General features: G+C 65.5%; 19 protein-coding genes, 1 tRNA gene and 1 pseudogene. 11 read left to right on the top strand and 10 right to left on the bottom strand.

Features of this window, described 5'->3' with window-relative positions:
• Positions 1-175: 175 nt before the first annotated feature.
• Positions 176-952, bottom strand: coding sequence for a CPBP family glutamic-type intramembrane protease (locus AC25M7_RS16480; RefSeq protein WP_486971281.1), 777 nt, complete (start codon positions 950-952; stop codon positions 176-178).
• 129 nt (positions 953-1,081) lie between these two features.
• Positions 1,082-3,823: an aconitate hydratase AcnA gene (gene acnA, locus AC25M7_RS16475; protein WP_062359607.1), complete on the bottom strand. Its 2,742-nt coding sequence runs from the start codon at positions 3,821-3,823 to the stop codon at positions 1,082-1,084.
• 219 nt (positions 3,824-4,042) lie between these two features.
• Between acnA and rlmM the strand changes: the two genes are divergently transcribed.
• From rlmM to pdxB, 3 genes are all read left to right on the top strand, one after another.
• The gene (rlmM, locus tag AC25M7_RS16470; RefSeq protein ID WP_062359604.1) at positions 4,043-5,107 is read left to right on the top strand and encodes a 23S rRNA (cytidine(2498)-2'-O)-methyltransferase RlmM; all 1,065 of its coding nucleotides are present in this window, start codon (positions 4,043-4,045) and stop codon (positions 5,105-5,107) included.
• 68 nt (positions 5,108-5,175) lie between these two features.
• Positions 5,176-5,418: a sulfurtransferase TusA gene (tusA, locus tag AC25M7_RS16465; protein ID WP_028692762.1), complete on the top strand. Its 243-nt coding sequence runs from the start codon at positions 5,176-5,178 to the stop codon at positions 5,416-5,418.
• Between the two features lie 48 nt (positions 5,419-5,466).
• Positions 5,467-6,609: a 4-phosphoerythronate dehydrogenase PdxB gene (gene pdxB / locus AC25M7_RS16460; protein ID WP_028692761.1), complete on the top strand. Its 1,143-nt coding sequence runs from the start codon at positions 5,467-5,469 to the stop codon at positions 6,607-6,609.
• A gap of 52 nt (positions 6,610-6,661) precedes the next feature.
• On the opposite strand, the gene AC25M7_RS16455 is transcribed toward pdxB, so the two are convergent.
• Positions 6,662-6,835 (bottom strand): PA1571 family protein, encoded by a 174-nt coding sequence (locus AC25M7_RS16455; RefSeq protein WP_167388413.1) that lies wholly within the window; start codon positions 6,833-6,835, stop codon positions 6,662-6,664.
• A 246-nt stretch (positions 6,836-7,081) separates the two neighbouring features.
• On the opposite strand from AC25M7_RS16455, the gene AC25M7_RS16450 reads away from it, so the two are divergent.
• The 4 genes and pseudogenes from AC25M7_RS16450 to mqo all read left to right on the top strand — a co-directional run bounded on the left by AC25M7_RS16450 (position 7,082) and on the right by mqo (position 12,504).
• The gene (locus tag AC25M7_RS16450) at positions 7,082-8,845 is read left to right on the top strand and encodes an ABC transporter transmembrane domain-containing protein (RefSeq protein WP_486971280.1); all 1,764 of its coding nucleotides are present in this window, start codon (positions 7,082-7,084) and stop codon (positions 8,843-8,845) included.
• Between the two features lie 671 nt (positions 8,846-9,516).
• Positions 9,517-9,726: pseudogene (locus tag AC25M7_RS16445) on the top strand (methyl-accepting chemotaxis protein); the annotation flags it as partial.
• A 165-nt stretch (positions 9,727-9,891) separates the two neighbouring features.
• On the top strand, positions 9,892-10,659 hold the full coding sequence (locus AC25M7_RS16440; RefSeq protein WP_371877805.1) for a methyl-accepting chemotaxis protein: 768 nt from the start codon (positions 9,892-9,894) through the stop codon (positions 10,657-10,659).
• Between the two features lie 279 nt (positions 10,660-10,938).
• On the top strand, positions 10,939-12,504 hold the full coding sequence (mqo, locus tag AC25M7_RS16435; protein ID WP_486971279.1) for a malate dehydrogenase (quinone): 1,566 nt from the start codon (positions 10,939-10,941) through the stop codon (positions 12,502-12,504).
• A 106-nt stretch (positions 12,505-12,610) separates the two neighbouring features.
• On the opposite strand, the gene AC25M7_RS16430 is transcribed toward mqo, so the two are convergent.
• Both AC25M7_RS16430 and AC25M7_RS16425 read right to left on the bottom strand, forming a co-directional pair.
• A tRNA-Pro gene (locus tag AC25M7_RS16430) sits at positions 12,611-12,687 on the bottom strand.
• Between the two features lie 81 nt (positions 12,688-12,768).
• On the bottom strand, positions 12,769-12,990 hold the full coding sequence (locus tag AC25M7_RS16425; protein WP_023632528.1) for a YgdI/YgdR family lipoprotein: 222 nt from the start codon (positions 12,988-12,990) through the stop codon (positions 12,769-12,771).
• A gap of 170 nt (positions 12,991-13,160) precedes the next feature.
• Here AC25M7_RS16425 and moaB point away from each other — a divergent pair, with 170 nt between their 5' ends.
• On the top strand, positions 13,161-13,700 hold the full coding sequence (gene moaB, locus AC25M7_RS16420; RefSeq protein WP_028692756.1) for a molybdenum cofactor biosynthesis protein B: 540 nt from the start codon (positions 13,161-13,163) through the stop codon (positions 13,698-13,700).
• On the top strand, positions 13,684-14,904 hold the full coding sequence (locus AC25M7_RS16415; RefSeq protein WP_486971278.1) for a molybdopterin molybdotransferase MoeA: 1,221 nt from the start codon (positions 13,684-13,686) through the stop codon (positions 14,902-14,904). Before moaB ends, AC25M7_RS16415 begins: the two co-directional genes overlap by 17 nt.
• Here the strand turns inward: AC25M7_RS16415 and AC25M7_RS16410 are convergent.
• Both AC25M7_RS16410 and AC25M7_RS16405 read right to left on the bottom strand, forming a co-directional pair.
• Complete coding sequence (locus AC25M7_RS16410; protein WP_062359597.1) at positions 14,893-16,128, bottom strand: glycosyltransferase family 4 protein; 1,236 nt, start codon at positions 16,126-16,128, stop codon at positions 14,893-14,895. The genes AC25M7_RS16415 and AC25M7_RS16410 overlap by 12 nt on opposite strands.
• A gap of 63 nt (positions 16,129-16,191) precedes the next feature.
• The gene (locus AC25M7_RS16405; protein ID WP_486971277.1) at positions 16,192-17,646 is read right to left on the bottom strand and encodes a mannose-1-phosphate guanylyltransferase/mannose-6-phosphate isomerase; all 1,455 of its coding nucleotides are present in this window, start codon (positions 17,644-17,646) and stop codon (positions 16,192-16,194) included.
• Between the two features lie 266 nt (positions 17,647-17,912).
• Here AC25M7_RS16405 and yegS point away from each other — a divergent pair, with 266 nt between their 5' ends.
• Positions 17,913-18,800 (top strand): lipid kinase YegS, encoded by an 888-nt coding sequence (gene yegS, locus AC25M7_RS16400; protein ID WP_062359595.1) that lies wholly within the window; start codon positions 17,913-17,915, stop codon positions 18,798-18,800.
• Here the strand turns inward: yegS and AC25M7_RS16395 are convergent.
• The 3 genes from AC25M7_RS16395 to AC25M7_RS16385 all read right to left on the bottom strand — a co-directional run bounded on the left by AC25M7_RS16395 (position 18,784) and on the right by AC25M7_RS16385 (position 21,207).
• Complete coding sequence (locus AC25M7_RS16395) at positions 18,784-19,443, bottom strand: response regulator (RefSeq protein WP_062359593.1); 660 nt, start codon at positions 19,441-19,443, stop codon at positions 18,784-18,786. The two genes, yegS and AC25M7_RS16395, sit on opposite strands and share 17 nt — an antisense overlap.
• On the bottom strand, positions 19,433-20,329 hold the full coding sequence (locus AC25M7_RS16390) for a sensor histidine kinase (protein WP_028692750.1): 897 nt from the start codon (positions 20,327-20,329) through the stop codon (positions 19,433-19,435). Before AC25M7_RS16390 ends, AC25M7_RS16395 begins: the two co-directional genes overlap by 11 nt.
• A 377-nt stretch (positions 20,330-20,706) precedes the next feature.
• Positions 20,707-21,207 (bottom strand): hypothetical protein, encoded by a 501-nt coding sequence (locus AC25M7_RS16385; protein WP_036986768.1) that lies wholly within the window; start codon positions 21,205-21,207, stop codon positions 20,707-20,709.
• A gap of 338 nt (positions 21,208-21,545) precedes the next feature.
• Between AC25M7_RS16385 and AC25M7_RS16380 the strand changes: the two genes are divergently transcribed.
• Positions 21,546-22,475 (top strand): chemotaxis protein CheV, encoded by a 930-nt coding sequence (locus AC25M7_RS16380; RefSeq protein ID WP_028692748.1) that lies wholly within the window; start codon positions 21,546-21,548, stop codon positions 22,473-22,475.
• The last annotated feature ends 9 nt before the right edge of the window (positions 22,476-22,484 follow it).

Genomic DNA, 22,484 nt, shown 5'->3' with positions numbered 1-22,484 from the left:
GACGGGTATCGGCAAGCCTCTGGTTTTATTGAATGAATATTTAACTGGCTTGATCTGGGGCAAGGTGCCATCGGTGCCGCTGAGCTAATGCAGCCCACCTGATCGCAGCCGTTGCCGCCAATATTGCAGTTTTCTTTATAAATGATGACGAATAGGTCTGATCATGACCGATTGTTCAATGCGGGGCCAGCATCGGGTAGCTGAAAGCGGCGAAGTGCGCCAGGTTGACGCAGGTGTGGCAAAGCACCGCCGTCGCCAACCCGCCATGGCGATAGGCCAGACCATACCCCACTCCGGCCAGGGTCGCCAGGTAGAACCATTGCCAGCCACCGGCCAGGTGCGCAAGGCCGAACAACAGCGCGGCCACCAGCAACGCCAGCCCCTCGTGCCTGAACAGACGTTGCAGGCCGCCCTGGATGTAGCCACGGAACAGCAGTTCCTCGGTCAGGCTTACCAGTAGCAGGTTGTTCAGCAGCCACAGCCAGGCCTGGTCGGGCCATTTCGGTGCCCAGGCCAGCATGCCCAGGGCCCAGGCGCCGCCCAGGCAGGCGAGCAGGGTCAGGGGCAGGGTCAGCGCCAGGCCCGGCAACAGGCCGCGTGGGCGCAGCATGATCAGCCACGGGCAGGCCAGCAGCAACCACAGGCCGATCAGGGGCTTGTCAAGGTTGAGGTACAGGGAGAAGGGCACGGCGCCGTTGCTGAGCACGGCCTTGTCGATCACCTTGGCGCTGTGGAAGCCGGGTAGCCAGTGCAAGGCCAGGGCGATGGCCAGGAGGATGAACAACAGGTGGCCGAGGCTTTGTTGCCAGCGTACCGGACGTCGAGCGAGCAGGGCACTGCACAGTAGGGCGAGCAAGGCGGGCAGGGCAGCGAGACCGAGGCTGCCGTAGGTCAGGGCGATCGCATAGCCGAGGGCGAGCAGGATCAGGGCGATCCAGTGGGGAAGAGGCATGACATTTCCTTAGTGCCGGTGAATCCGAGGAGGGTAGGACTCCTCGTTTGGCCGTCAGGACACCTGAAATCAGCCACGCGGGGCAAGCCCCCACATTGCGTGGGAGCGGGCTTGCCCCGCGATGGGGCCTTACCCTGCGATCAATTGCCGCAGCACATAATGAAGGATCCCTCCCGACTTGAAGTACTCCACCTCATTGAGGGTATCGATCCGGCACAGTACCTCGATCTGCTCCTGGCGCCCGTCCTCGCGGGTAATGCGCACCGGCAGGCTCATGCCCGGGCGGATCTGCGCGCCGCCAAGGCCCAGCACATCGATGCGTTCCTTGCCGGTCAACCCGAGGCGCTTGCGGTCGTCGCCAGCCTTGAACTGCAACGGCAGCACGCCCATGCCCACCAGGTTGGAGCGGTGGATGCGCTCGAAGCTTTCCGCCAGCACCGCCTTGACCCCCAGCAGGTTGGTGCCCTTGGCCGCCCAGTCGCGGCTGGAGCCGGTGCCGTATTCCTGTCCGGCAATCACCACCAGCGGCGTGCCATCCTGCTGGTAGCGCATGGCGGCATCGTAGATCGACAGTTTCTCGCCCGTGGGTACGTACAGTGTGTTGCCACCTTCCTCGCCACCGAGCATCTCGTTGCGGATGCGGATGTTGGCGAAGGTGCCGCGCATCATCACCTCATGGTTGCCGCGCCGTGAGCCGTAGGAGTTGAAGTCCCGCGGTTCCACGCCCTTGCCGCGCAGGTAGCGGCCGGCCGGGCTGTCGGCCTTGATGTTGCCAGCCGGGGAGATATGGTCTGTGGTCACCGAGTCGCCGAGCAGGGCAAGGATGCGCGCGCCGTGGATATCGCCGATTTCCGGCAGTGGACCACTGATGTCGTCGAAGAACGGCGGGTGCTGGATATAGGTGGAATCGTCCTGCCAGACATAGGTGGCCGCCTTGGGCACCTCGATGGCCTGCCATTGGGCGTCGCCGGCGAATACTTCGGCGTATTCCTTGTGGAACATGCGCGTGTCGACATTGCCCACGGCCTCGGCGATCTCCTGCTGGCTGGGCCAGATATCGCGCAGGTACACGGGCTTGCCATCCTTGCCGGTGCCCAGCGAGTCCTGGGTCAGGTCGACGCGCACGCTGCCGGCCAAGGCGTAGGCCACCACAAGCGGCGGCGAGGCCAGCCAGTTGGTCTTGACCAATGGGTGCACCCGGCCTTCGAAGTTGCGGTTGCCCGACAGTACCGAAGCCACGGTGAGGTCGGCGCTGCCGATGGCCTTCTCGATCGCCTCGTCCAGGGGGCCGGAGTTGCCGATGCAGGTGGTGCAGCCATAGCCGACCAGGTCGAAGCCGAGCTGATCCAGATAAGGCGTGAGACCGGCGGCCTTGAAGTAGTCCGTCACCACCTTGGAGCCTGGGGCCAGCGAGCTCTTGACCCAGGGCTTGCGGGTCAGGCCCTTCTCCACGGCTTTTTTCGCCACCAGCCCGGCGGCCATCATCACGCTGGGGTTGGAGGTGTTGGTGCAGGAGGTGATGGCGGCGATCACCACGGCGCCGTCGCGCAAGGTGTGGGTCTGGCCGGCATGGCTGTAGTCGATCTCGCCGGCCTGGTCGGCATTGCCTACCGCCACCCCACCACCGCCTTCGCTTTCCAGGCGGCCGACCTCCTTGGCCAGGGGTTTGGGCTGCAGTTCGATGAAGTGGTCGAAGGCCTGGGCGACCTGGCCCAGAGCAACCCGGTCCTGCGGCCGCTTGGGCCCGGCGAGGCTGGCTTCGACGTCGTTCATGTCCAGTGCCAGGGTGTCGCTGAACAGCGGCTCCTGGCCTGGCAGGCGCCACAATCCCTGGGCCTTGCTGTAGGCCTCGACCAGTTGCACGGCCTCTTCGGGGCGCCCGGACAGGCGCAGGTAGTCCAGGGTCACCTGGTCCACCGGGAAGAAACCGCATGTGGCGCCGTACTCAGGGGCCATGTTGGCAATGGTGGCGCGGTCGGCCAGCGGCAGGTCGGCCAGGCCGTCGCCGTAGAACTCGACGAACTTGCCCACCACGCCCTTCTTGCGCAGCATCTGTGTCACCGTCAGCACCAGGTCGGTGGCGGTTATGCCCTCGCGCAGCTTGCCGGTGAGCTTGAAGCCGATGACCTCGGGGATCAGCATCGACACCGGCTGGCCGAGCATCGCCGCCTCGGCCTCGATACCACCGACGCCCCAGCCGAGCACGCCCAGGCCGTTGATCATGGTGGTGTGCGAGTCGGTGCCGACCAGGGTGTCGGGGAAGGCGTAGGTGCGGCCGTCCGCCTCACGGGTCCACACGGTGCGCCCCAGGTACTCGAGGTTGACCTGGTGGCAGATGCCGGTGCCCGGCGGTACCACGCGGAAATTGTCGAAGGCGCTCTGGCCCCAGCGCAGGAAGGCGTAGCGCTCGCCGTTGCGTTGCATCTCGATGTCGACGTTCTGAGCGAAGGCATTGGGGCTGGCGTAACGGTCGACCATCACCGAGTGGTCGATCACCAGGTCCACCGGCGACAACGGATTGATTCGCTGTGGGTCGCCACCGGCCTTGGCCATCGCCGCGCGCATGGCGGCCAGGTCGACCACCGCCGGCACGCCGGTGAAGTCCTGCATCAGCACCCGCGCCGGGCGGTACTGGATCTCGCGGTCGGAGCGACGCTCCTGCAGCCACTGGGCCAGGGCGCGCAGATCGTCGCCGGTGACGGTCTTGCCGTCTTCCCAGCGCAGCAGGTTTTCCAGCAGCACCTTCAGTGACATGGGCAGGCGCTGCAGGTCGCCGAGCTGGCGCGCGGCGTCGGGCAGGCTGAAATAGTGGTAGACACGGTCGGCCACCTGGAGAGTCTTGAGGGTTTTCAGGCTATCGAGCGAGGGCATTTACAACTCCTTGTGCTCCGGTGCCCGGCGATTGCGTGTCGCTCGCCGGTGTCACCGCTCTGGACCGGTCCGCACGGCACGGACCTGGCTGAACAGTCAGGTTAGACCGGTTTGTCTGGCCTGACCCTTTTCTGGACCGATGGGGCGTGTCGTCGGTTCCGATCTTCCTTTATCATTCGCCGCCCTGGCGCCGTCTTCGCCAGTGATGTGGAGTGAGAAATGAATACCCTGTTCATGCATTGCCGGCCCGGCTTCGAGGGCGAGGTCTGCGCCGAAATCAGCGAACACGCCGCCCACCTGGGTGTGTCCGGCTATGCCAAGGGCAAGCCGCAGAGCGCCTGCGCCGAGTTCGTCTGCAGCGAGCCGGACGGTGCCGAACGCATGATGCAGACACTGCGCTTCTCGCAGCTGATCTTCCCGCGCCAGTGGGCCCGCGGCACCTACGTCGAGCTGCCGGAGACCGACCGCATCAGCGTGCTGCTCGAGCACCTGGCCGCGCTGCCGGTGTGCGGCAGCCTGTGGCTGGAAGTGCTCGACAGTAACGATGGCAAGGAGCTGTCGACCTTCTGCCGCAAGTTCGAGGTGCCGCTGCGCAAGGCCCTGGAAAAGGCCGGGCGGCTGGTGGACGACGCCCGGCGGCCACGCCTGCTGCTGACCTTCATCAGCGGCCGGCGGGTGTTCCTGGGGCTTGCCGAGGCCGACAACTCGGCGCTGTGGCCGATGGGCATCCCGCGCCTGAAATTCCCCCGCGAGGCCCCCAGCCGCTCGACCCTCAAGCTCGAGGAGGCGTGGCACCAGTTCATTCCCCGCGAGCAGTGGGACCAGCGCCTGAACGACGACATGACCGGCGTCGACCTGGGCGCCGCGCCCGGCGGCTGGACCTACCAGCTGGTCAAGCGCGGCATGCTGGTGACCGCCATCGACAACGGGCCGATGGCCGAAAGCCTGATGGACACCGGCCTGGTCACCCACCTGATGGCCGACGGCTTCACCTGGAAGCCCCGCCAGACCGTCGACTGGATGGTCTGCGATATCGTCGAGAAGCCGGCGCGCACCGCTTCGCTGATCGAGACCTGGCTGGGCGAAGGGCTGTGCCGCGAGGCAGTGGTCAACCTGAAGCTGCCGATGAAGCAGCGCCACGCTGAGGTGCGCAAGCTGCTCGAGCGCATCGAGGCCGGGTTCAAGGCGCGCAAGGTGAAGGTATCGATCGCCTGCAAGCAGCTGTATCACGACCGCGAGGAAGTGACCTGCCACCTGCGCCGGCTGGACCTGAAACCGCGCTGAGGTCAGCGCGGGGGCTGTGACAGCCCCGCTTCATGCGCCACAATGACGATCATTTTGCGGAGCCCTACATGACCGATTTCACCCATGATGCGATCCTCGACGCCACCGGCCTGAACTGCCCGGAGCCGGTGATGATGTTGCACAAGCACGTGCGCGAGCTGGCCGGCGGCGGCGTGCTCAAGGTGATCGCCACCGACCCGTCGACCCGCCGCGACATTCCCAAGTTCTGCATCTTCCTCGGCCACGAGCTGCTCGGCCAGCAGGAAGAGTCCGGCACCTACCTGTACTGGATCCGCAAGAAGGCCGACTGAGCCGCCTGTGATCGCGCTACACTGCGCTCCCCCTGACAGGAGAGCGCCATGCTGATAGTTGCCGACGAGAATATCCCGCTGCTCGATGCCTTCTTCGCCGGTTTCGGCGAGATCCGCCGTTACCCCGGCCGGGCCATCGACGCCGCCTGCGTCAAGGATGCCGATGTGCTGCTGGTACGCTCGGTGACCCGCGTCGACCGGCAACTGCTCGAAGGCAGCCGGGTGCGTTTTGTCGGCACCTGCACCATCGGCACAGACCACCTTGACCTCGAATATTTCGCCCAGGCCGGTATCCACTGGAGCAGCGCGCCGGGCTGCAACGCCCGGGGCGTGGTGGACTACGTGTTGGGCAGTTTGCTGACCTTGGCCGAGCTTGAAGGGGCAGACCTAAGCAAGCGGGTCTATGGCGTGGTCGGCGCCGGCGAGGTCGGTGGCCGTCTGGTTCGGGTGCTGCACGGCCTGGGCTGGAAGGTGCTGGTGTGCGACCCGGTGCGCCAGGCCGGCGAGGGCGGCGACTTTGTCGACCTTGAGACGATTCTTGATCAGTGCGACGTGATCAGCCTGCACACGCCGCTGCAGCGCGGCGGCGAGCACCCGACCTGGCACCTGCTCGACCATTCGCGCCTGGCGCGGCTGCGTGCCGGCGCCTGGCTGATCAACGCCAGCCGCGGACCGGTGGTGGACAACGCGGCCCTGCGCGAATTGCTGCTGGACCGCGAGGATGTGCACGCGGTGCTCGATGTGTGGGAGGGCGAGCCGCAGGTGGACCTGCAACTGGCCGATCTTTGCACCCTGGCCACGCCGCATATCGCCGGCTACAGCCTGGATGGCAAGCAGCGGGGCACGGCACAGATCTACCAGGCCTTCTGCCGCTGGTGCGGGGAACCCGAGCAGGTATACCTGGCCGATCTTCTGCCGGCTCCGGGCCTGGCTCAGATCGAGTTTGACGCGAGCGCGGACCCGGCCTGGGCGCTGGCCACCCTGTGCCGGGCGGTCTATGACCCCCGCCGTGACGATGCGGATTTCCGTCGCAGCCTCAGCGAAGACCCAGCCGAACAGCGTGCGGCGTTTGACCTGCTGCGCAAGCACTATCCGGTACGGCGTGAGATCGAGGGGCTGGCAGTGCGTGTAGGTGGGCAGGCGCCGCAACTGGCGCAACTGGTCAGTGCTCTGGGGGCGGTGCTGGCCTGACGGCCGGCCAATAAAAACCCGGCGCAAGCGCCGGGTTGCACGCAATTCGGGGTCAGGCCTTGCCGGTTTTCTTGACCCGGCTCTCTTCCAGGTCCTTGCAGGCCTTCTGGATCATCTGCTCGGTGATCGGGACCTCACGGCCCTGGGCATCGATGATCGAGCCGCAGACCTGAGGTTGCGGACGGTTCTGTGTCTTGGGCGTGTCGGTGCTGTGCTGCAAGCTCATGTCCTGTCTCCTCTTTCAGGTTCAAGCTCAAGGTAGCGCTTCGCCGTGACTGGTCTGTGACAGTTTTCGGCGTCATGCCGGATCAGTCCAACAGAAACGGTGGTAAAGCTCTAGTCGCAGGTTAGAACGAATGGGCATAGTCACTGTCGTTCTCTTCGTTCATGGGACGGCGTCGTATTCCCGGACGTTGCACAGGGCCGACGAGTGGTAGTCTTGGTCTTGTCTCCGTATGGAACCACCCTCGCCATGCCCGATCCTATCTCTGCCCGCCAGCGCCGCGCCCTGTACCTGGGCTGGCGCTTCGTTCGTCCCTATCGCCGCCAGGCCCTGCTGGCCTTGCTGGCGCTGGTGGTCACCGCCGCCATCACCCTTTCCATGGGCCAGGGCATCCGTCTGCTGGTCGACCAGGGCTTCATGACCGGCTCGGCGCACCAGCTCAACCAGACCATCGGCCTGTTCCTGCTGCTGGTGGTGGCGCTGGCAGTGGGGACCTTCGCCCGTTTCTACCTGGTGTCGTGGATCGGTGAGCGCTGCGTGGCCGATATCCGCCGGGCGGTGTTCGACCACCTGATCGGCCTGCATCCGGGCTTCTTCGAGGACAATCGCAGTTCTGAGATCCAGTCGCGGCTGACCGCCGACACCACCTTGCTGCAGTCGGTGATCGGCTCGTCGCTGTCGATGTTCCTGCGCAACGCGTTGATGGTGCTGGGCGGGGTGATCCTGCTGTTTGTCACCAATCCCAAGCTGACCAGCATCGTGGTGCTGGCACTGCCGCTGGTGCTGGCGCCGATCCTGCTGTTTGGCCGGCGTGTGCGCAGCCTGTCGCGGCAGAGCCAGGACCGGGTGGCCGACGTGGGCAGCTATGTCGCCGAGACCCTGGGCCAGATCAAGACGGTGCAAGCCTACAACCATCAGGGGCATGACCAGGCGCGCTTCGCCGAGACCGTGGAGGCGGCGTTCGGCGTGGCGCGCCGGCGCATCGCCCAGCGCGCTTGGTTGATCACCCTGGTGATCGTGCTGGTACTTGGGGCGGTGGGGGTGATGCTCTGGGTCGGCGGCATGGATGTGATTGCCGGGCGCATCTCTGGTGGCGAGCTGGCCGCCTTCGTGTTCTACAGCCTGATCGTCGGCAGTGCCTTTGGCACGCTGAGCGAGGTGATCGGCGAACTGCAACGGGCCGCGGGTGCCGCCGAACGTATCGCCGAGCTGCTGGCGGCGCAGACGGCGATCCTGGCGCCAGTGCCAGCGCAGGGGCTGGCGCAGGGGCGCGCGACGGGTGACATCCAGTTGTGCGACGTGCGCTTCGCCTACCCGTCGCGCCCCACTGCGGCGGCCATCGATGGTCTGAGCCTGCACATCCGCCCAGGCGAGACCGTGGCCCTGGTCGGGCCGTCGGGGGCCGGCAAGTCGACCCTGTTCGACCTGTTGCTGCGCTTCTACGACCCACAGGGCGGCGTGATTCTGCTCGACGGCCAGCCGATCACCGGGCTGGAGCCTGCCGAGCTGCGCCGCCAGTTCGCCCTGGTGGCCCAGCAACCGGCACTGTTCCGTGGCACGGTCGAGGCCAACATCCGTTACGGCCGGCCCGACGCCAGCCTGGCTGAGGTCGAGGCGGCGGCGCGCAGCGCCCATGCCGATGAATTCATCGCCCAGTTACCCAAGGGCTACCAGACGCTGCTGGGCGAGGGCGGCGTGGGCTTGTCCGGCGGCCAGCGCCAGCGCCTGGCGATTGCCCGGGCGCTGTTGGTGGATGCGCCGATCCTGCTGCTGGACGAGGCCACCAGCGCCCTGGACGCGCAGAGCGAGCACCTGATCCAGCAGGCCTTGCCGCTGTTGATGGCCGGGCGCACCACGCTGGTCATTGCCCACCGCCTGGCGACGGTGCAGCATGCCGACCGTATCGCGGTGATCGACAAAGGCCGACTGGCGGCAGTCGGCAGCCATCGACAATTGATCGAGCAAAGCCCACTCTACGCACGCCTGGCGGCGCTGCAGTTCAACCCGGCCTGAGCGGCCATGGCTGTCGCAGTTTTGTAACAATTCTGTAGCAATTGCCTGAGACTATCTGCCTCGCTGTTGCGCAGTTGCTCGCCCTCGCTGCCATCGCCCGATGGCGGCGTTTTCGGGCCAGCGAAAGAGGACAAGGATGCCTCCGTCGGCGGTGCCGTCGTGTGCCGTTTTCCCTCTTCCTTGTTCCGAGATCCGCAATCTTGCGTAAATCCCTCAGAGTGCAAATTCTCTCCCTGCTCGGCGGCAGCCTGCTGGCGATCCTGCTGATCGCCCTGGTGTGCTTCCAGTTCCTGTCGTCCAGCGTGCGCGGCTATGCCGAGCTGGTGGACGGGCCGTTGCGTGCCTCGCAACTGATAGACGAAGCCAATCTGCAGTTCAAGATCCAGGTGCAGGAGTGGAAGAACGTGCTGTTGCGTGGTCGCCAGCCAGCGGAGCTGGACAAGTACTGGCAGCAGTTCCAGGCCCGCGAACAGCAGGTGCAGCAGTTGCTGGGGCAACTGATCGACAGCAGCGAGCCAGCGCTCAGGGCGCGCCTGGAGCAGCTCAAGGCCAGCCACCGGCAGCTGGGCTCGGCCTACGCGCAAGGTCGCCAGGCGTTCCTGGCCGCCGGCGGCGACCCGGTGGCGGGCGACCTGGCGGTAAAGGGCGTGGACCGTGCCACCAGCGACCAGATGAGCGCGTTGGTGGAGCAGTTGCGCGCCGATGCCCTCGGGCGTGCCGCCGCCATCAGCGCCAGCGCCGAGCGCACGGTGTGGCTGGGCGTGCTGGTAATGCTGGGTTCAGCTGTGCTGGTCGGGCTGTTCAGCCTGTGGCTGGTCAACCGTAGTCTGGTCGAGCCGATCCGCCAACTGATCGATTATGTCGCCCAGCTCAGCCAGGGGCGTTTCGCCGCCCGTGTCGACAGCCGCCGCGAGGATGAACTGGGACGCCTGGCGCTGGCCGCCAATACGCTGCGTGACTTCCTCGCCGATACCGTCGGACGCCTGAAGGACAATGCCGAGGAGCTGGAAACAGCCAGCGGCCGGCTGCGCAGCATCGCCGGCGACATGGCCCACGGCACCCACGATCAGTTCCAGCGCACCGACCAGGTCGCCACGGCCATGCACGAAATGTCCGCCACCGCCCAGGAAGTGGCGCGCCACGCCGCCGACGCCGCCCGCGCCGCGGACGAGGCCGACCACAGTGCCCAGGCCGGCGAGCAGGTCATGCAGCGGACCATCGACACCATCGCCGTGGTCAACCGTGAAATCGCCGGTACCGCGACGGTGATCCGTCACCTGGAGCACGACAGCACGCGCATCGGCAAGGTACTCGAAGTGATTCGCGGCATCGCCGAGCAGACCAACCTGCTGGCGCTCAACGCCGCCATCGAGGCCGCCCGTGCCGGCGAGGCCGGGCGCGGCTTCGCGGTGGTGGCCGACGAGGTGCGCAGCTTGGCCCAGCGCACCGCCGCGTCGATCGCCGAGATCCACCAGATCATCGAGGCCGTGCAGTCGGGCGCGGTGGAGGCGGTCAAGGCCATCGAGAGCGGCCAGCAGCGCAGCGAGGAGGGCGCTGAGCAGGTGCAGCAGGCCGGGCAGATGCTGCAGCGCATCACCACGGCGGTTGAAGCGATCCGCGACATGAACCGGCAGATCGCCACCGCTGCCGAGGAGCAGACCAGCGTCGCCGAGGACATCTCGCGCAACCTGGTCGAGATCACCCGCATCGCCACCGCCAACCAGGAGGCCGTGCAGCACACCGAACAGGCCGGGCAGCGCTTGCACGGATTGTCGGGGCAGTTGGGCGAGGTCACTTCCCGCCTAAGCGCTTGAAATCGCCTTCGCGGGTGGGGAAATCCGCCAGTTTCGCATGCGGTATCAGATGCCCGTGGCGGATTGTCGCCATCCACTGGGTAGCCGGGAACGCTAGGGGCGGTATCAGCCGTGGCCCAGGCCAACCTGGCACACTCTCTGCTTTACGGCGCCCCGGGCCACGGCCCGAGGCGATCGTGCCCCGATTTCGCAAGACTCCTGCTGACCAGAACAACAACATCCGGGCGTGCACGCCGGGGGCAACGACTGCCAGTCCTTCACTTCAATTGGATTGAGCTAATGAAAAAAATCCTGCTGACGCTCCTGTGCCTGGGCGTCATCGGCTGCTCCAAGCCCGCGGAGCCACAGAAGTCCGTCGATGTCCTGCTGATCGGCGGCGGCATCATGAGTGCAAGCCTTGGGACCTACCTCACCGAGCTGGAACCGAACTGGAAGGTCGACGTCTACGAGCGCATGGAGCAGGTCGCCGAGGAAAGCTCCAACGCCTGGAACAACGCCGGCACCGGCCACTCGGCGTTCTGCGAGCTGAACTACACCAGCGTCGGCAAGGACGGCAGCATCGACATCGGCAAGGCGGTCAACGTCAACGAGCAATTCGAGGTATCCAAGCAGTTCTGGGCCTACCAGGTCGAGCAGGGCGTGCTGAGCAACCCGCGTTCGTTCATCAACAACGTGCCGCACATGAGCTTCGTCTGGGGTGATGACAACGTCGCCTTCTTGCACAAGCGCGTCGAAGCCTTGCAACACAGCTCGCTGTTCCGCGGCATGGAGATCACCGAGGACCACGAGCAGATCCGCAAGTGGGTGCCGCTGGTGATGGAAGGCCGTGACCCCGGGCAGAAGGTGGCCGCGACCCGCATGGCCATCGGCACTGACGTGAACTTCGGCGAGATCACCCGCCAGCTGTTCGCCTCGATGGCCCGCAACCCCAATGTGCAGCTGCACCTGAGTCATGAAGTGCGCGACATTGTGCGCAATGACGATGGCAGCTGGAATGTGGTGGTGGCCGACCTGGCCAACGGTGGTAAGGAGTCGGCGGTCAAAGCCAAATTCGTCTTCATCGGCGCCGGTGGCGGTGCGCTCAAACTGCTGCAGAAATCCGGTATTCCGGAGGCCGAAGGCTATGCAGGCTTCCCGGTCGGTGGCCAGTTCCTGATGACCGACAATGCCGACCTGGTCACCCGCCACAAGGCCAAGCTGTACGGCAAGGCCTCGGTCGGCGCGCCGCCGATGTCGGTGCCGCACCTGGACACCCGGGTGATCGATGGCAAGGAAGTGCTGCTGTTCGGCCCGTTCGCGACCTTCTCCACCAAGTACCTCAAGCACGGCTCGTTGCTGGACATGTTCAGCTCGCTGACCACCCACAACATCAGCCCGATGATGCATGCCGGGATCGATAACATTGACCTGAGCACCTACCTGATGGGCCAGCTGATGCTGAGTTTCGATGACCGCATGGCAGCGCTGCGCGAGTACTTCCCCAACGCCAAGAATGAAGACTGGAAGCTGCTCCAGGCCGGCCAGCGCGTGCAGGTGATCAAGAAGGATCCCGAGCACGGTGGCGTGCTGCAGTTCGGCACCGAAGTGGTGGCCGCCAAGGACGGCAGCATTGCCGCGCTGCTGGGCGCCTCGCCCGGTGCCTCGACCGCCGCGCCGATCATGCTGAGCGTGCTGGAGAAGACCTTCAAGGACCGGATCAACAGCGCCGAGTGGCAAGCCAAGCTCAAGCAGGTCGTGCCCACCTACGGCCAGAAGTTGAACAACGACCTTGAGCTGACCAACAAGACCCGTGAGTGGAGCAGTGCGCGCCTGCAACTGCTGTACGTGCCGGTGTTGCCGGAGTAAAGCAGTAGAAGCTCGTGCCGTGCAGCGTCACGGCACGGGCCTGTCTTACTCCGGGCCTTTTCGCAGGCAACAAAAAACCCGCTCTAGGCGGGTTTTTTGCGGGATATGGTCGGAGAGACAGGATTCGAACCTGCGGCCTTCTCGTCCCGAACGAGACGCGCTACCTGGCTGCGCTACACTCCGATGTCCAAAATGCTACTGCATCGCTTTTTTCAACGCAACCCCTTGTTGCAAAAAGGAGTTGCGTCCAAAAGCATTCCCGGATCACAGCTCCTTGACGGTGCGGATCTGGTCTTTGTTGATACGCGTGCGCTTGCCGTCGAGCTGCTCGAATTCGTAGAAACCGGAATCGTCGTCATAGGATGGGGTGTCCACCGCCTGGATCTCGCGGCCGTCGTTCAGGGTGATGACGGTTGGCGAGGCGCAGCCGGCGAGGGCGCCCAGGCCCAGGGCAAGCAGGAAGGCGGGAAGGGTCCGTTGGATCATCGTGTTTCTCCAGTGCGATGGTGCTAGATGTCATTAAGACGCAGGGCGTCCACGCAAGTTCCTTGCACAGTCCAGCATAGCGCCATCGCGGCGGCATTGACCAAGAACAACGCCGCAGGCCGCCTGTGATATAACAGCGCACATTCCCAGTTACCCTGCGACGGACTCCCATGAAAGCCAAGGCAGATACCCCATTCGTTGCGCTGAACATCGCCGTGCTGACAGTCAGCGATACCCGCACCTTCGACACCGACACCTCCGGCCAGCTGTTCGTTGATCGCCTGGGCGCCGCCGGGCACCGCCTGGCCGAGCGCGTGCTGCTCAAGGACGACCTGTACAAGATCCGCGCCCAGGTCGCGACCTGGATCGCCGATGACCAGGTGCAGGTGGTGTTGATCACCGGCGGTACCGGCTTCACTGGCCGCGACAGCACCCCGGAAGCCGTGGCGTGCCTGCTGGACAAGCAGGTCGAGGGCTTTGGCGAGCTGTTCCGGCAGATCTCGGTGGCCGACATCGGTACCTCCACCGTGCAGTCCCGCGCCCTGGCGGGGCTTGCCAACGGCACCCTGGTCTGCTGCCTGCCGGGCTCGACCAACGCTGTGCGCACCGGCTGGGACGGCATCCTCGCCGAGCAGCTGGACGCCCGTCACCGGCCGTGCAATTTCGTGCCGCACCTGAAGCAGGCGGCGGCCTGTGACAGCCGTGGTTGAGGTGGCCCGGCCCTTGATGCCGGTGGAAGAGGCCCTGGAGCGCCTGCTGGCGCTGGCCGATACGGCGCCCATCGCCGAGACCGAACACGTAGCGCTGGGCGAGGCCGAAGGGCGGGTCCTGGCCCATGAGCTGGTGGCCGGCCTCGACCTGCCGCCGTGGCCCAACAGCGCCATGGACGGCTACGCCCTGCGCCTGGCCGACTGGCAGGGCGAACCGCTGCGGGTGACCCAGCGCATCTTCGCCGGGCATGCGCCACAGCCCCTGGAGCCTGGCACCTGCGCACGGATCTTCACCGGCGCGCCGCTGCCGGAAGGCGCCGATTGCGTCGAGATGCAGGAAAACACCAAGGTGCTTGAAGACGGCCGGGTGCGCTTTCTTGAGCCCCTGGCGCTGGCGCAGAACGTTCGCCCCAAGGGCCAGGAAACCCGTGTCGGCGAACAGGTGATGAGCGCCGGCACGCGGCTGGGTCCGATCCAGCTCGGCCTGGCCGCGACCCTGGGCTTCGCTACGCTCGAAGTGCGGCGCCGGCCCCGGGTGGCGGTGCTGTCGACCGGCGACGAACTGGTCGAGCCGGGCCTGGTCCTGGGCCCTGGGCAGATCTACAACAGCAACCGACGCCTGCTGGTCAGTTGGCTGCAACGCCTGGGCTGCACGGTGGTCGATGCCGGCATCCTCCCGGACGATCTCGAGCGTACCCGCCAGTGCCTGGGCGGGCTGGGCGATGTCGACCTGATCCTGTCCACCGGCGGCGTGTCGGTGGGCGAAGCCGATTTCCTCGGCCTGGCCCTGCGCGAGGTGGGCGAGCTGGCGCTGTGGAAGCTGGCGATCAAGCCGGGCAAGCCGCTGACCTTCGGTCATTACCAAGGGGTACCGGTGATCGGCCTGCCGGGCAATCCGGCCTCGACCCTGGTCACCTTCGGCCTGCTGACCCGGCCCTATCTGCTGCGCCGACTGGGCGTGGCCCATGTCGCGCCGCTGCGCTTCAGTGTGCCGGCGGGCTTCGACTGGCCCAAGGCCGGAACCCGCCGAGAGTACCTGCGGGCGCGCATCGAGGACGGTCGCGTGCGCATCTACAAGAACCAGAGCTCCGGTGTGCTGCGCAGCGCGGCATGGGCCGACGGCGTGGTGGAAGTGCTCGAAGGCACGACGCTGCAACAGGACGATGCGGTGACATTCATCCCGTTCAGCGAACTACTTGGCTAGTACGCTACCGGTGGCCGCCGCGCCGGTCGGCGCCAGTTGGGTCAGGCGCATGTGCACGTTCTCTAGCTGCTGGGCGGCGACGCTCCAGTCATGACGCTGGCGGGCGAACTGGCGCCCGACCTCGCTGAGCTGGCACATGCGCCATGGCTGGTTGAGCAGTTGGGTGACCAGCAGCGCCAGCTGGCCGCTGTCGTCGCTGCCCAGGTAGTGCTCGCCGTTGTTCATGGCCAGGCCCGAGGCGCCCTTGCTGGTGGTGATTACCGGTAATCCGGCGGCCATCGCCTCAAGGATTTTTACTTTGGAGCCGCCGGCATGGCGCAGCGGTGCGAAGAACAGCGCCGAGCGCCGTTGCAGCTCGCGCAGGTCGGCACGATAGCCCACCCACTCGATACGCGGGTCGTTCCAGTGCAGCTTCCAGCTGGCCGGCAGGGCGTGGCCGGCGATGGCCAGGCGCACCGCCGGATTGCTCATCCACACCTGGGGCAGGATCTCCTCCAGCGCCCATTCGATGGCCTCCAGGTTGGCGCCGTACTCGAAGTTGCCGACGAACAGCAGGCGCTGGCTGTGCGGCGTGGGGCGCACGTCCTGATAGTGGTCGCAGTCCACGCCATTGACCACCACGTTCACCGGGCGGCCGCTGATCTGGCTGATAAGCTCGGCATCGTGGGCGCTGACCGCTACCACCTCCGTGGGTTGGCGCAGCACCCGCTGTTCCCAGCGCCGGTAACGCCAGCGGTCGAAGGCGTTCAATGGCCGTAGCCACAAGGGCAGGCGGTCGTGGCAGGCGGCGCCCGTCACCGATTCCAGGTAGTGCTCGCTGAGCATGTAGGGCAGGCCGCGGGCCTGCAAGGCCTTCTCGAACGGCTGGAAGCTGTAGCTGTGCTCGATCTGGATCACATCCCAGGGTTCGTCCAGCAGTTGCTCGAAACGGTGCCTCAGGCACGGTGCCAGGCCGTTGATGATGGCCCGCATGGGGTAGTCGATAATGGGCGAGGCCAACAGGTTCAGCGGGCTGTGCAGTGGGCGCCGGGGCAGCACCAGCAGGCGCTCCACCAAGGGCTCCAGGGCCTCGCGCGCAGCGTCACTCAAAGGGATCTTCGACTGCACCAGCAAGGTGATCCGGTGGCCATGCTGGGCCAGGGCGCGCAGCAGGTGGTATTGCCGGGTCTTGCTGCCGCTGGTGGTGGGCCAGGGCAGGTAGGGCAGGGTCCAGAGTATGCGCATGAGCCCGAATCCTCGCGGTTGGCCGGGTGTTGGCCCTGGATGGCAAGACGCGCCCGCTGGCAGTCAAGCAGATGCTGCTGCCGGGGCGCGTCCATAGATATCAGTAAAGCGCACGATGTCGTCTTCGCCCAGGTACTCGCCGCTCTGCACCTCGATCATCACCAGGTCGATGACGCCGGGGTTGGTCAGGCGATGGCTGCGCCCGGGCTTGATGAAGGTCGACTCGTTGGTGTCGAGCAGAAACTCCTCTTCACCGTTGGTCACGCAGGCCATGCCGCTGACCACGATCCAGTGCTCGCTGCGGTGATGGTGCATCTGCAGCGACAGCGATTCGCCGGGGCGAACCATGATGCGCTTGATCTTGAACCGTGGCCCTTCCTCAAGCACGGTGTACAGGCCCCAGGGGCGGGTCACGGTGCGGTGCAGGCGGTAGGCGTCATGGCCCTGTCGCTTGAGTTGCTGGGCGATCACCTTGACCTCCTGGCTGCGCGCCGCGTCGGCGATCAACAGGGCGTCGGGGGTGTCGATGACGATCAGGTTGTCCAGGCCCACCGCGCCCACCAACCGTCGCGGCGAGTCGATGTAGCAGTTGCTAACGTCATGCAGCACGGTTTCGCCGTTGCAGTGGTTGCCCTGGCTGTCGGCCGGGCGCAGCTCGCGCACCGCTTCCCAGCTGCCGATATCGCTCCAGCCGATGGAGCAGGGCACCACGGCCACCTGGGTGGAGGGCTCCATGAGCGCGTAGTCGATTGAGATATCAGGCGCGAGCGCGAAACTGTCGGCGTCGAGTTCCACCTGCTGGCCGCACGCCCCCTCCTTGAACGCGCTCTGCACCAGGCAGTGGGTCACGTTGTGCAGCAGCTCGGGGGCGTGGGCCTGCAGCTCCTGCAGCACCGTGCCCGCGCGCAGGCAGAACATGCCGGCGTTCCACAGGTGCTGGCCACCGTCCAGGTAGGCCTGGGCGGTGTCTGTGTCTGGCTTTTCGACGAAGCGGGCGACCCGGTAACTGTCGCCGTCGAGCGGCTGGCCCAGTTCGATGTAGCCGAAGCCGGTCTCGGCGCGGGTCGGCAGCAGGCCGAAGGTGGTCAGCCAGCCTTGTGCGGCCAGGGCCATGGCCCGCTGGACAGCCGCCTCGAAGGCGTCCTGGTCCTGGATCAGGTGGTCGGCGGGGAGTACCAGCAGCAGGCTGTCCTCGCCATGCAGGCGGGCGCAGTGCAGCGCTGCGGCGGCGATGGCGGGGGCGGTGTTGCGACCGAAGGGTTCGAGGATGAAGTCCAGGGCGATGCGCTGGCTGCCGACCTGGCGATACTCGTCCTGGGTACGGAACACCACTTCGCGGTTGGTCACCGTGAGTACCCGCTCGACGCCGGGCAGGCTGCTGGCGCGGCTGAAGGTCTTCTGCAGCAGGCTCATGCCATCGGGCAGGCGCATGAAGGGCTTGGGCATGGCCTCGCGGGAGACCGGCCACAATCGGGTGCCGGCGCCGCCAGCGATGATGCAGGGGATCAGAACGCTCATAGTCACAGCCTCGAATCAGGGCGCCGGGGGCGGCGCAATGCACGGAAATCACGACCTGTCAGGCGTCTGGCGGCAAAAAGTCAATAAAATGACTTTTCGAGTCGGCTTCATCCGTGATGGCCAAATATTTGTCAGATGATGCACCTGTGATGCTCGGCTTTCAATGGCATTTGTGTGAAGCGGCGGTTTTTCGGCGTAGCAGGGAGCAATCTGCTCGTCGCAGTGGTCGAGATTGCGGTAGGGCATTTCTATTCGGGGAGAACGGCATGAGCGAGCGCAAGGCACTGTTGATCCTGCATGGCAAACAGGCCGGCAACGAAGAGGTGCGAGCCGCGGTGGGCCAGCTGCGCGAGCGGGGCTGGACCCTGGATGTGCGCCTGACCTGGGAGGGCGGCGACGCCCAGCGCCTGGTCGGCGAGGCCCTGGCCGCGGGCTATGGCCAGGTGGTGGCCGGTGGCGGTGACGGCACGTTGCGTGATGTGGCCGAAGCCATGGGCCTGGCCGCGACCCAGGCCAGCCTGGCACTGTTGCCGCTGGGTACCGCCAACGACTTCGCCAGGGCGGCCGGCGTGCCCCTCGAACCGCAGGCGGCTCTCGACCTGCTGGAGGTGCCGGCGCGGCCGATCGACCTGGGGCGGGTGGGCGACCAGTTGTTTTTGAACATGGCCACCGGGGGCTTCGGCAGCCAGGTCACGGCCAACACCTCGGAAGACCTGAAGAAAGTGCTGGGTGCGGCTGCCTACCTGTTCACCGGCCTGTCACGCTTCAGCGAGCTGCAGGCCGCCTCGGTGGAACTGCAGGGGCCCGGCTTCCAGTGGCAGGGCGAATTGCTGGCGCTGGGCATCGGCAACGGCCGCCAGGCCGGCGGCGGGCATGTGCTGTGCCCGGAGGCGATGGTGGATGACGGCCTGCTGGATATCGGCATTCTGCCGGCGCCGCAGGAGGTGGCGGGGGCCTTGCGCGACTTGCTGGCCGGCGACGGACTGTTCGTTCGTGCGCGGTTGCCATGGGTGGAAATCAAGGGCGCCCAGGGGCTGGACATGAACCTCGACGGCGAGCCGCTGCAGGCCACAAGCCTGCGTTTCGAAGCCATGCCGCAGGCGTTGCGCGTGCACTTGCCTGCGGGCTCGCCGCTGCTCAGTCGTCCAGGCTGATGATCTTTTCGCGCACGGCGAACAGTACCAGGCCCGCCACGTCGTAGATCTGCAGGCGTTTCATGATCTGCGAGCGGTGGGTCTCCACGGTCTTGATCGACAGGCCCAGGCCGGCGGCGATCTCTCGGGTCGACTTGCCGCGCACGATAAGGCGCAGGATCTCCAGCTGGCGACCGGTCAGGTTATGGCCTTCGCTGCTCGGCTGGCGGCCGTTCTGCGCGCGCAGCAGCGCCTGGTTGATGACGGTGTGGGCGATGGCCGGGCTGAGGTAGCGTTCGTCGTTGCGCAGCGCGGTGAGCGCTTGTTCCAGTTCGGTGGCCGTGGTGTCCTTGAGCAGGTAGCCGTGGGCGCCGCTTTCCAAGGCACGCATGATCAATTCCGGATCGGTGTGCATCGACAGGATCAGGACCTTGCAGGTGCAACCGTTTGCGCGCAATTGCGTCAGCGCGTCCAGACCGCTGGTCGAACGCATGGAAATGTCCAGCAGGACGATGTCTGGCGCCAGGCGCAGCACGTGGTCCAGGAGCTGGCTGCCGTCGTCGGCTTCGCCGACCACGGTGTAACCGGGGATGTCCGATACCAGTGCCCTGACGCCTGCGCGAATCAGGGAGTGATCGTCCACCAGCAGTAATCTACAGGTCATCGGGGGCAGGGGTCCTGGCGCGTTCTTGGCTGCGGGGTGGCCACGGAAAGAGGGCTTCTATCTGGGTGCCTTGGCCGGGCTGGCTGGTGATGGTCAGGCTGCCTTGCAGCGCGGTCACCCGCTCCTGCATGCCAGCCATGCCGCGCTGGCCGTATTCTGCGGGGAACTGGGCCGGAACGAAGCCGCCGCCGTCGTCGTGGATCGACAGGGCCAGGCCGGCCGGGGTGCGTTGCAACCTAACCACCAGATTACGCGCGTCGGCGTGGCGTAGCATGTTGGTGACCGCCTCCTGGGTAATGCGGAAGGCGGCCATGGCCACTTCTTCGCTGATGCCGCCCAGGCGCTGGTTGCATTCCAGGCTCCAGTGTACCTCGGTGTTCTCCAGGGTGCGCAGCAGGTGCGCGCGCAGGCTTGCCTCCAGGCCCAGGCTGGCCAGCTGGCGCGGGTTGAGAATGGTGGAAACGTCGCGCACGTTGCTCAGGGTCAGGTCCAGGGTGCTGCGCAGGGTGCTGCAGTGCTCCTGCAGCTCGGCCGGTACCCGGCGTTGCAGCCAGTCGACCTGGAGCTTGGCGGCGGTCAGCAGTTGGCCGATATCGTCGTGCAGCTCGCGGCTCAGTCGCTGGCGCTCGCTTTCCTGCACTTTGAGCATGCGCGTGGCCAATTCCGCCGGGCGCAGGCTGATCGAGCGCGCCCAGTGGCGCAGGTGCCAGCCGACGCCGAGCATCGCCAGCAGTTGCAGCAGCAGCTGGCTGGCCGACAAGGGCTGAGTGCTCAGGTACACCACCAGGTTCGCCGCCAGCGATGCAACGCACAGCAGGGCGGTCGTCCAGCGCAGCAGGGCAACGGGGGGGCGACAACGCTGGAGAAACTTCAAGCGTGGGAGCATAGATAAGGAAGCCACTGAGTTATAGCGGTTTTTAGCATTGCACGCGTCTGCCCCGAGATTTTTCCGCTCCACCACTCATCAAGTGTCGGATGCGGATCCAATCGGCCGATAACCTGGGCGCGCATGTTCGAATGCACGCATGTTATCACTTTGATTGAGTTTGGTCGCGGGGGGATAACTGCTTGAAAGCTCGTATTTTCCGGGCTGTGGCGGGCCTGTCGGGCGAGGGGATGGCTAGCAGAGTGCCATTATTAAATGATGTTTCCGCTGGGTGTGGAATAACTAACAATTCGTCTTTGCCAACACATTTGGAAAAACTTGGCCAACTTTGCAAGTTTAACCCGGGTGCGGGCTTAGTTGGGACTCAGTTGCTCGCTTTAGTGTTGCAGGTCGCAAGCCTCGGTACCGTTATCCACTGTATGGGGGTGAGCGCAGAACACCCCCGTCTGCTGGCAGTCCGCGCACAGCTGCACGGACGGCTGGCCCAGTGCGGTGGCCAGTTCACCCAGCAGCTGCCGCTGTTCATCGGTGTCCATGCCTAGCTGGCCGGTGTGTGGGTCGAGCAACTCCAGTTGCCAGTCGAGCAGGGTCAGGCAGGCGTCCAGTGCAGGCAGGCTGCTGCCGTGCAGGTGCTGCTGGGCGCAGGTGGGTGCGAGCAGCTTTTGCAAGGCGAACGCATAGTGGGCGACCTCGAGCAGGCCGAGCGTGTCTGCACGGCGGGCCAGGGTGTCGAGTGCAGTGGTGAGGCTGTGGCAGGCGTCCGGGTCGTTGGCGATCAGCTCCAGGTGCTGCAGGCATTCCTGGGATCTGGCCAGCAGGACCTGCGCGTCCTGCAAAAAGGCCGCCACGGCGGCGTTGTGCAGTGGTGTGCTATCCATCATGGCGCCCCGTGGTCAGGGATTGGCCGTACCAAGATGATCGCTCGCAAAAGCCTGACTCCGTTCATGCAGTGAGAATGGCGTCACATTAATGGCTAATGGATATTGCGAACATCAGGTTGCACCCGATTGCTACTAGGGGTTTCCCTGATGAGGATTCAGGTGGTTCGTTCGTTGCGAGCGAGGGACGCGGCGGGATGTGGCAGCAGTAAAGCATGATGGTAAAGTGATATCAATCACCTGGAGCGGCTTTTTCCATCAGGGGTCAAGCTACGCGCGCATCCGCCGATACAGGGGGATGCATTCATTTTTACCGACTCACGCCTGGGGGCTTTCCAATGGCTGGCATTCTCGACACGGTAGACCAACGCACGCAACTGGTGGGTGAGAACCGCCTGGAAATCCTGATGTTCCGTCTGGCCGGCCGACAGTTGTTCGCCATCAACGTATTCAAGGTCCAGGAAGTGCTGCAGCTGCCAAAGCTGACGCTCATGCCGCAGCGCCATTCCTTCGTCTGCGGCGTGGTCAACCTGCGCGGCCAGACGCTGCCGGTGATCGACCTGTCCCAGGCGATCGGCATGCGCCCGCTGCAGCCGGGTCCTGACAGCACCATCATCGTCACCGAATACAACCGTTCGGTGCAGGCGTTCCTGGTAGGCGGTGTCGATCGTATCGTCAACATGAACTGGGAAGCCATCATGCCGCCACCGGCCAGCGCTGGTCGCCAGCACTACCTCACCGCGATCACCAAGGTCGACGAGAAGCTGGTGGAGGTCATCGACGTGGAGAAGGTGTTGGCCGAGATCGTGCCGTACAACGCCAAGGTGTCCCGCGACAAGCTGGAAGACCCGGTACTGGCCCGCGCCCGTGGCCGCGAAGTGCTGCTGGTAGACGACTCCAGCGTGGCCCTGGCGCAGTTGCGCGACACCCTGTCGCAATTGGGAGTGAAGCTGCACGTGGCCAGCGACGGCCTCAAGGCCCTGCGGCTGCTCAAGGGTTGGGCCGACGCCGGGGAGAATGTCTGCGAGAAGTTGCTGATGATTTTCACCGATGCCGAAATGCCAGAGATGGACGGTTACCGGCTGACCACCGAGATCCGCAACGACCCGCGCCTACGTGGCCTTTACGTGGTGCTGCACACCTCGCTGTCGGGTAGTTTCAACGAATCCATGGTCAAGAAGGTCGGTTGCGACAACTTCCTGTCCAAGTTCCAGCCCGATCGTCTGGTGGATGTGGTGCGTCAGCGTCTGAACATGGATCACGCCTAGGTGTAAGCT

This window comes from Pseudomonas sp. P106(2024) (assembly GCF_057480815.1).
Note: the sequence above shows the minus strand (reverse complement) of the source record. Positions and strands in the feature narration are given on the sequence as shown.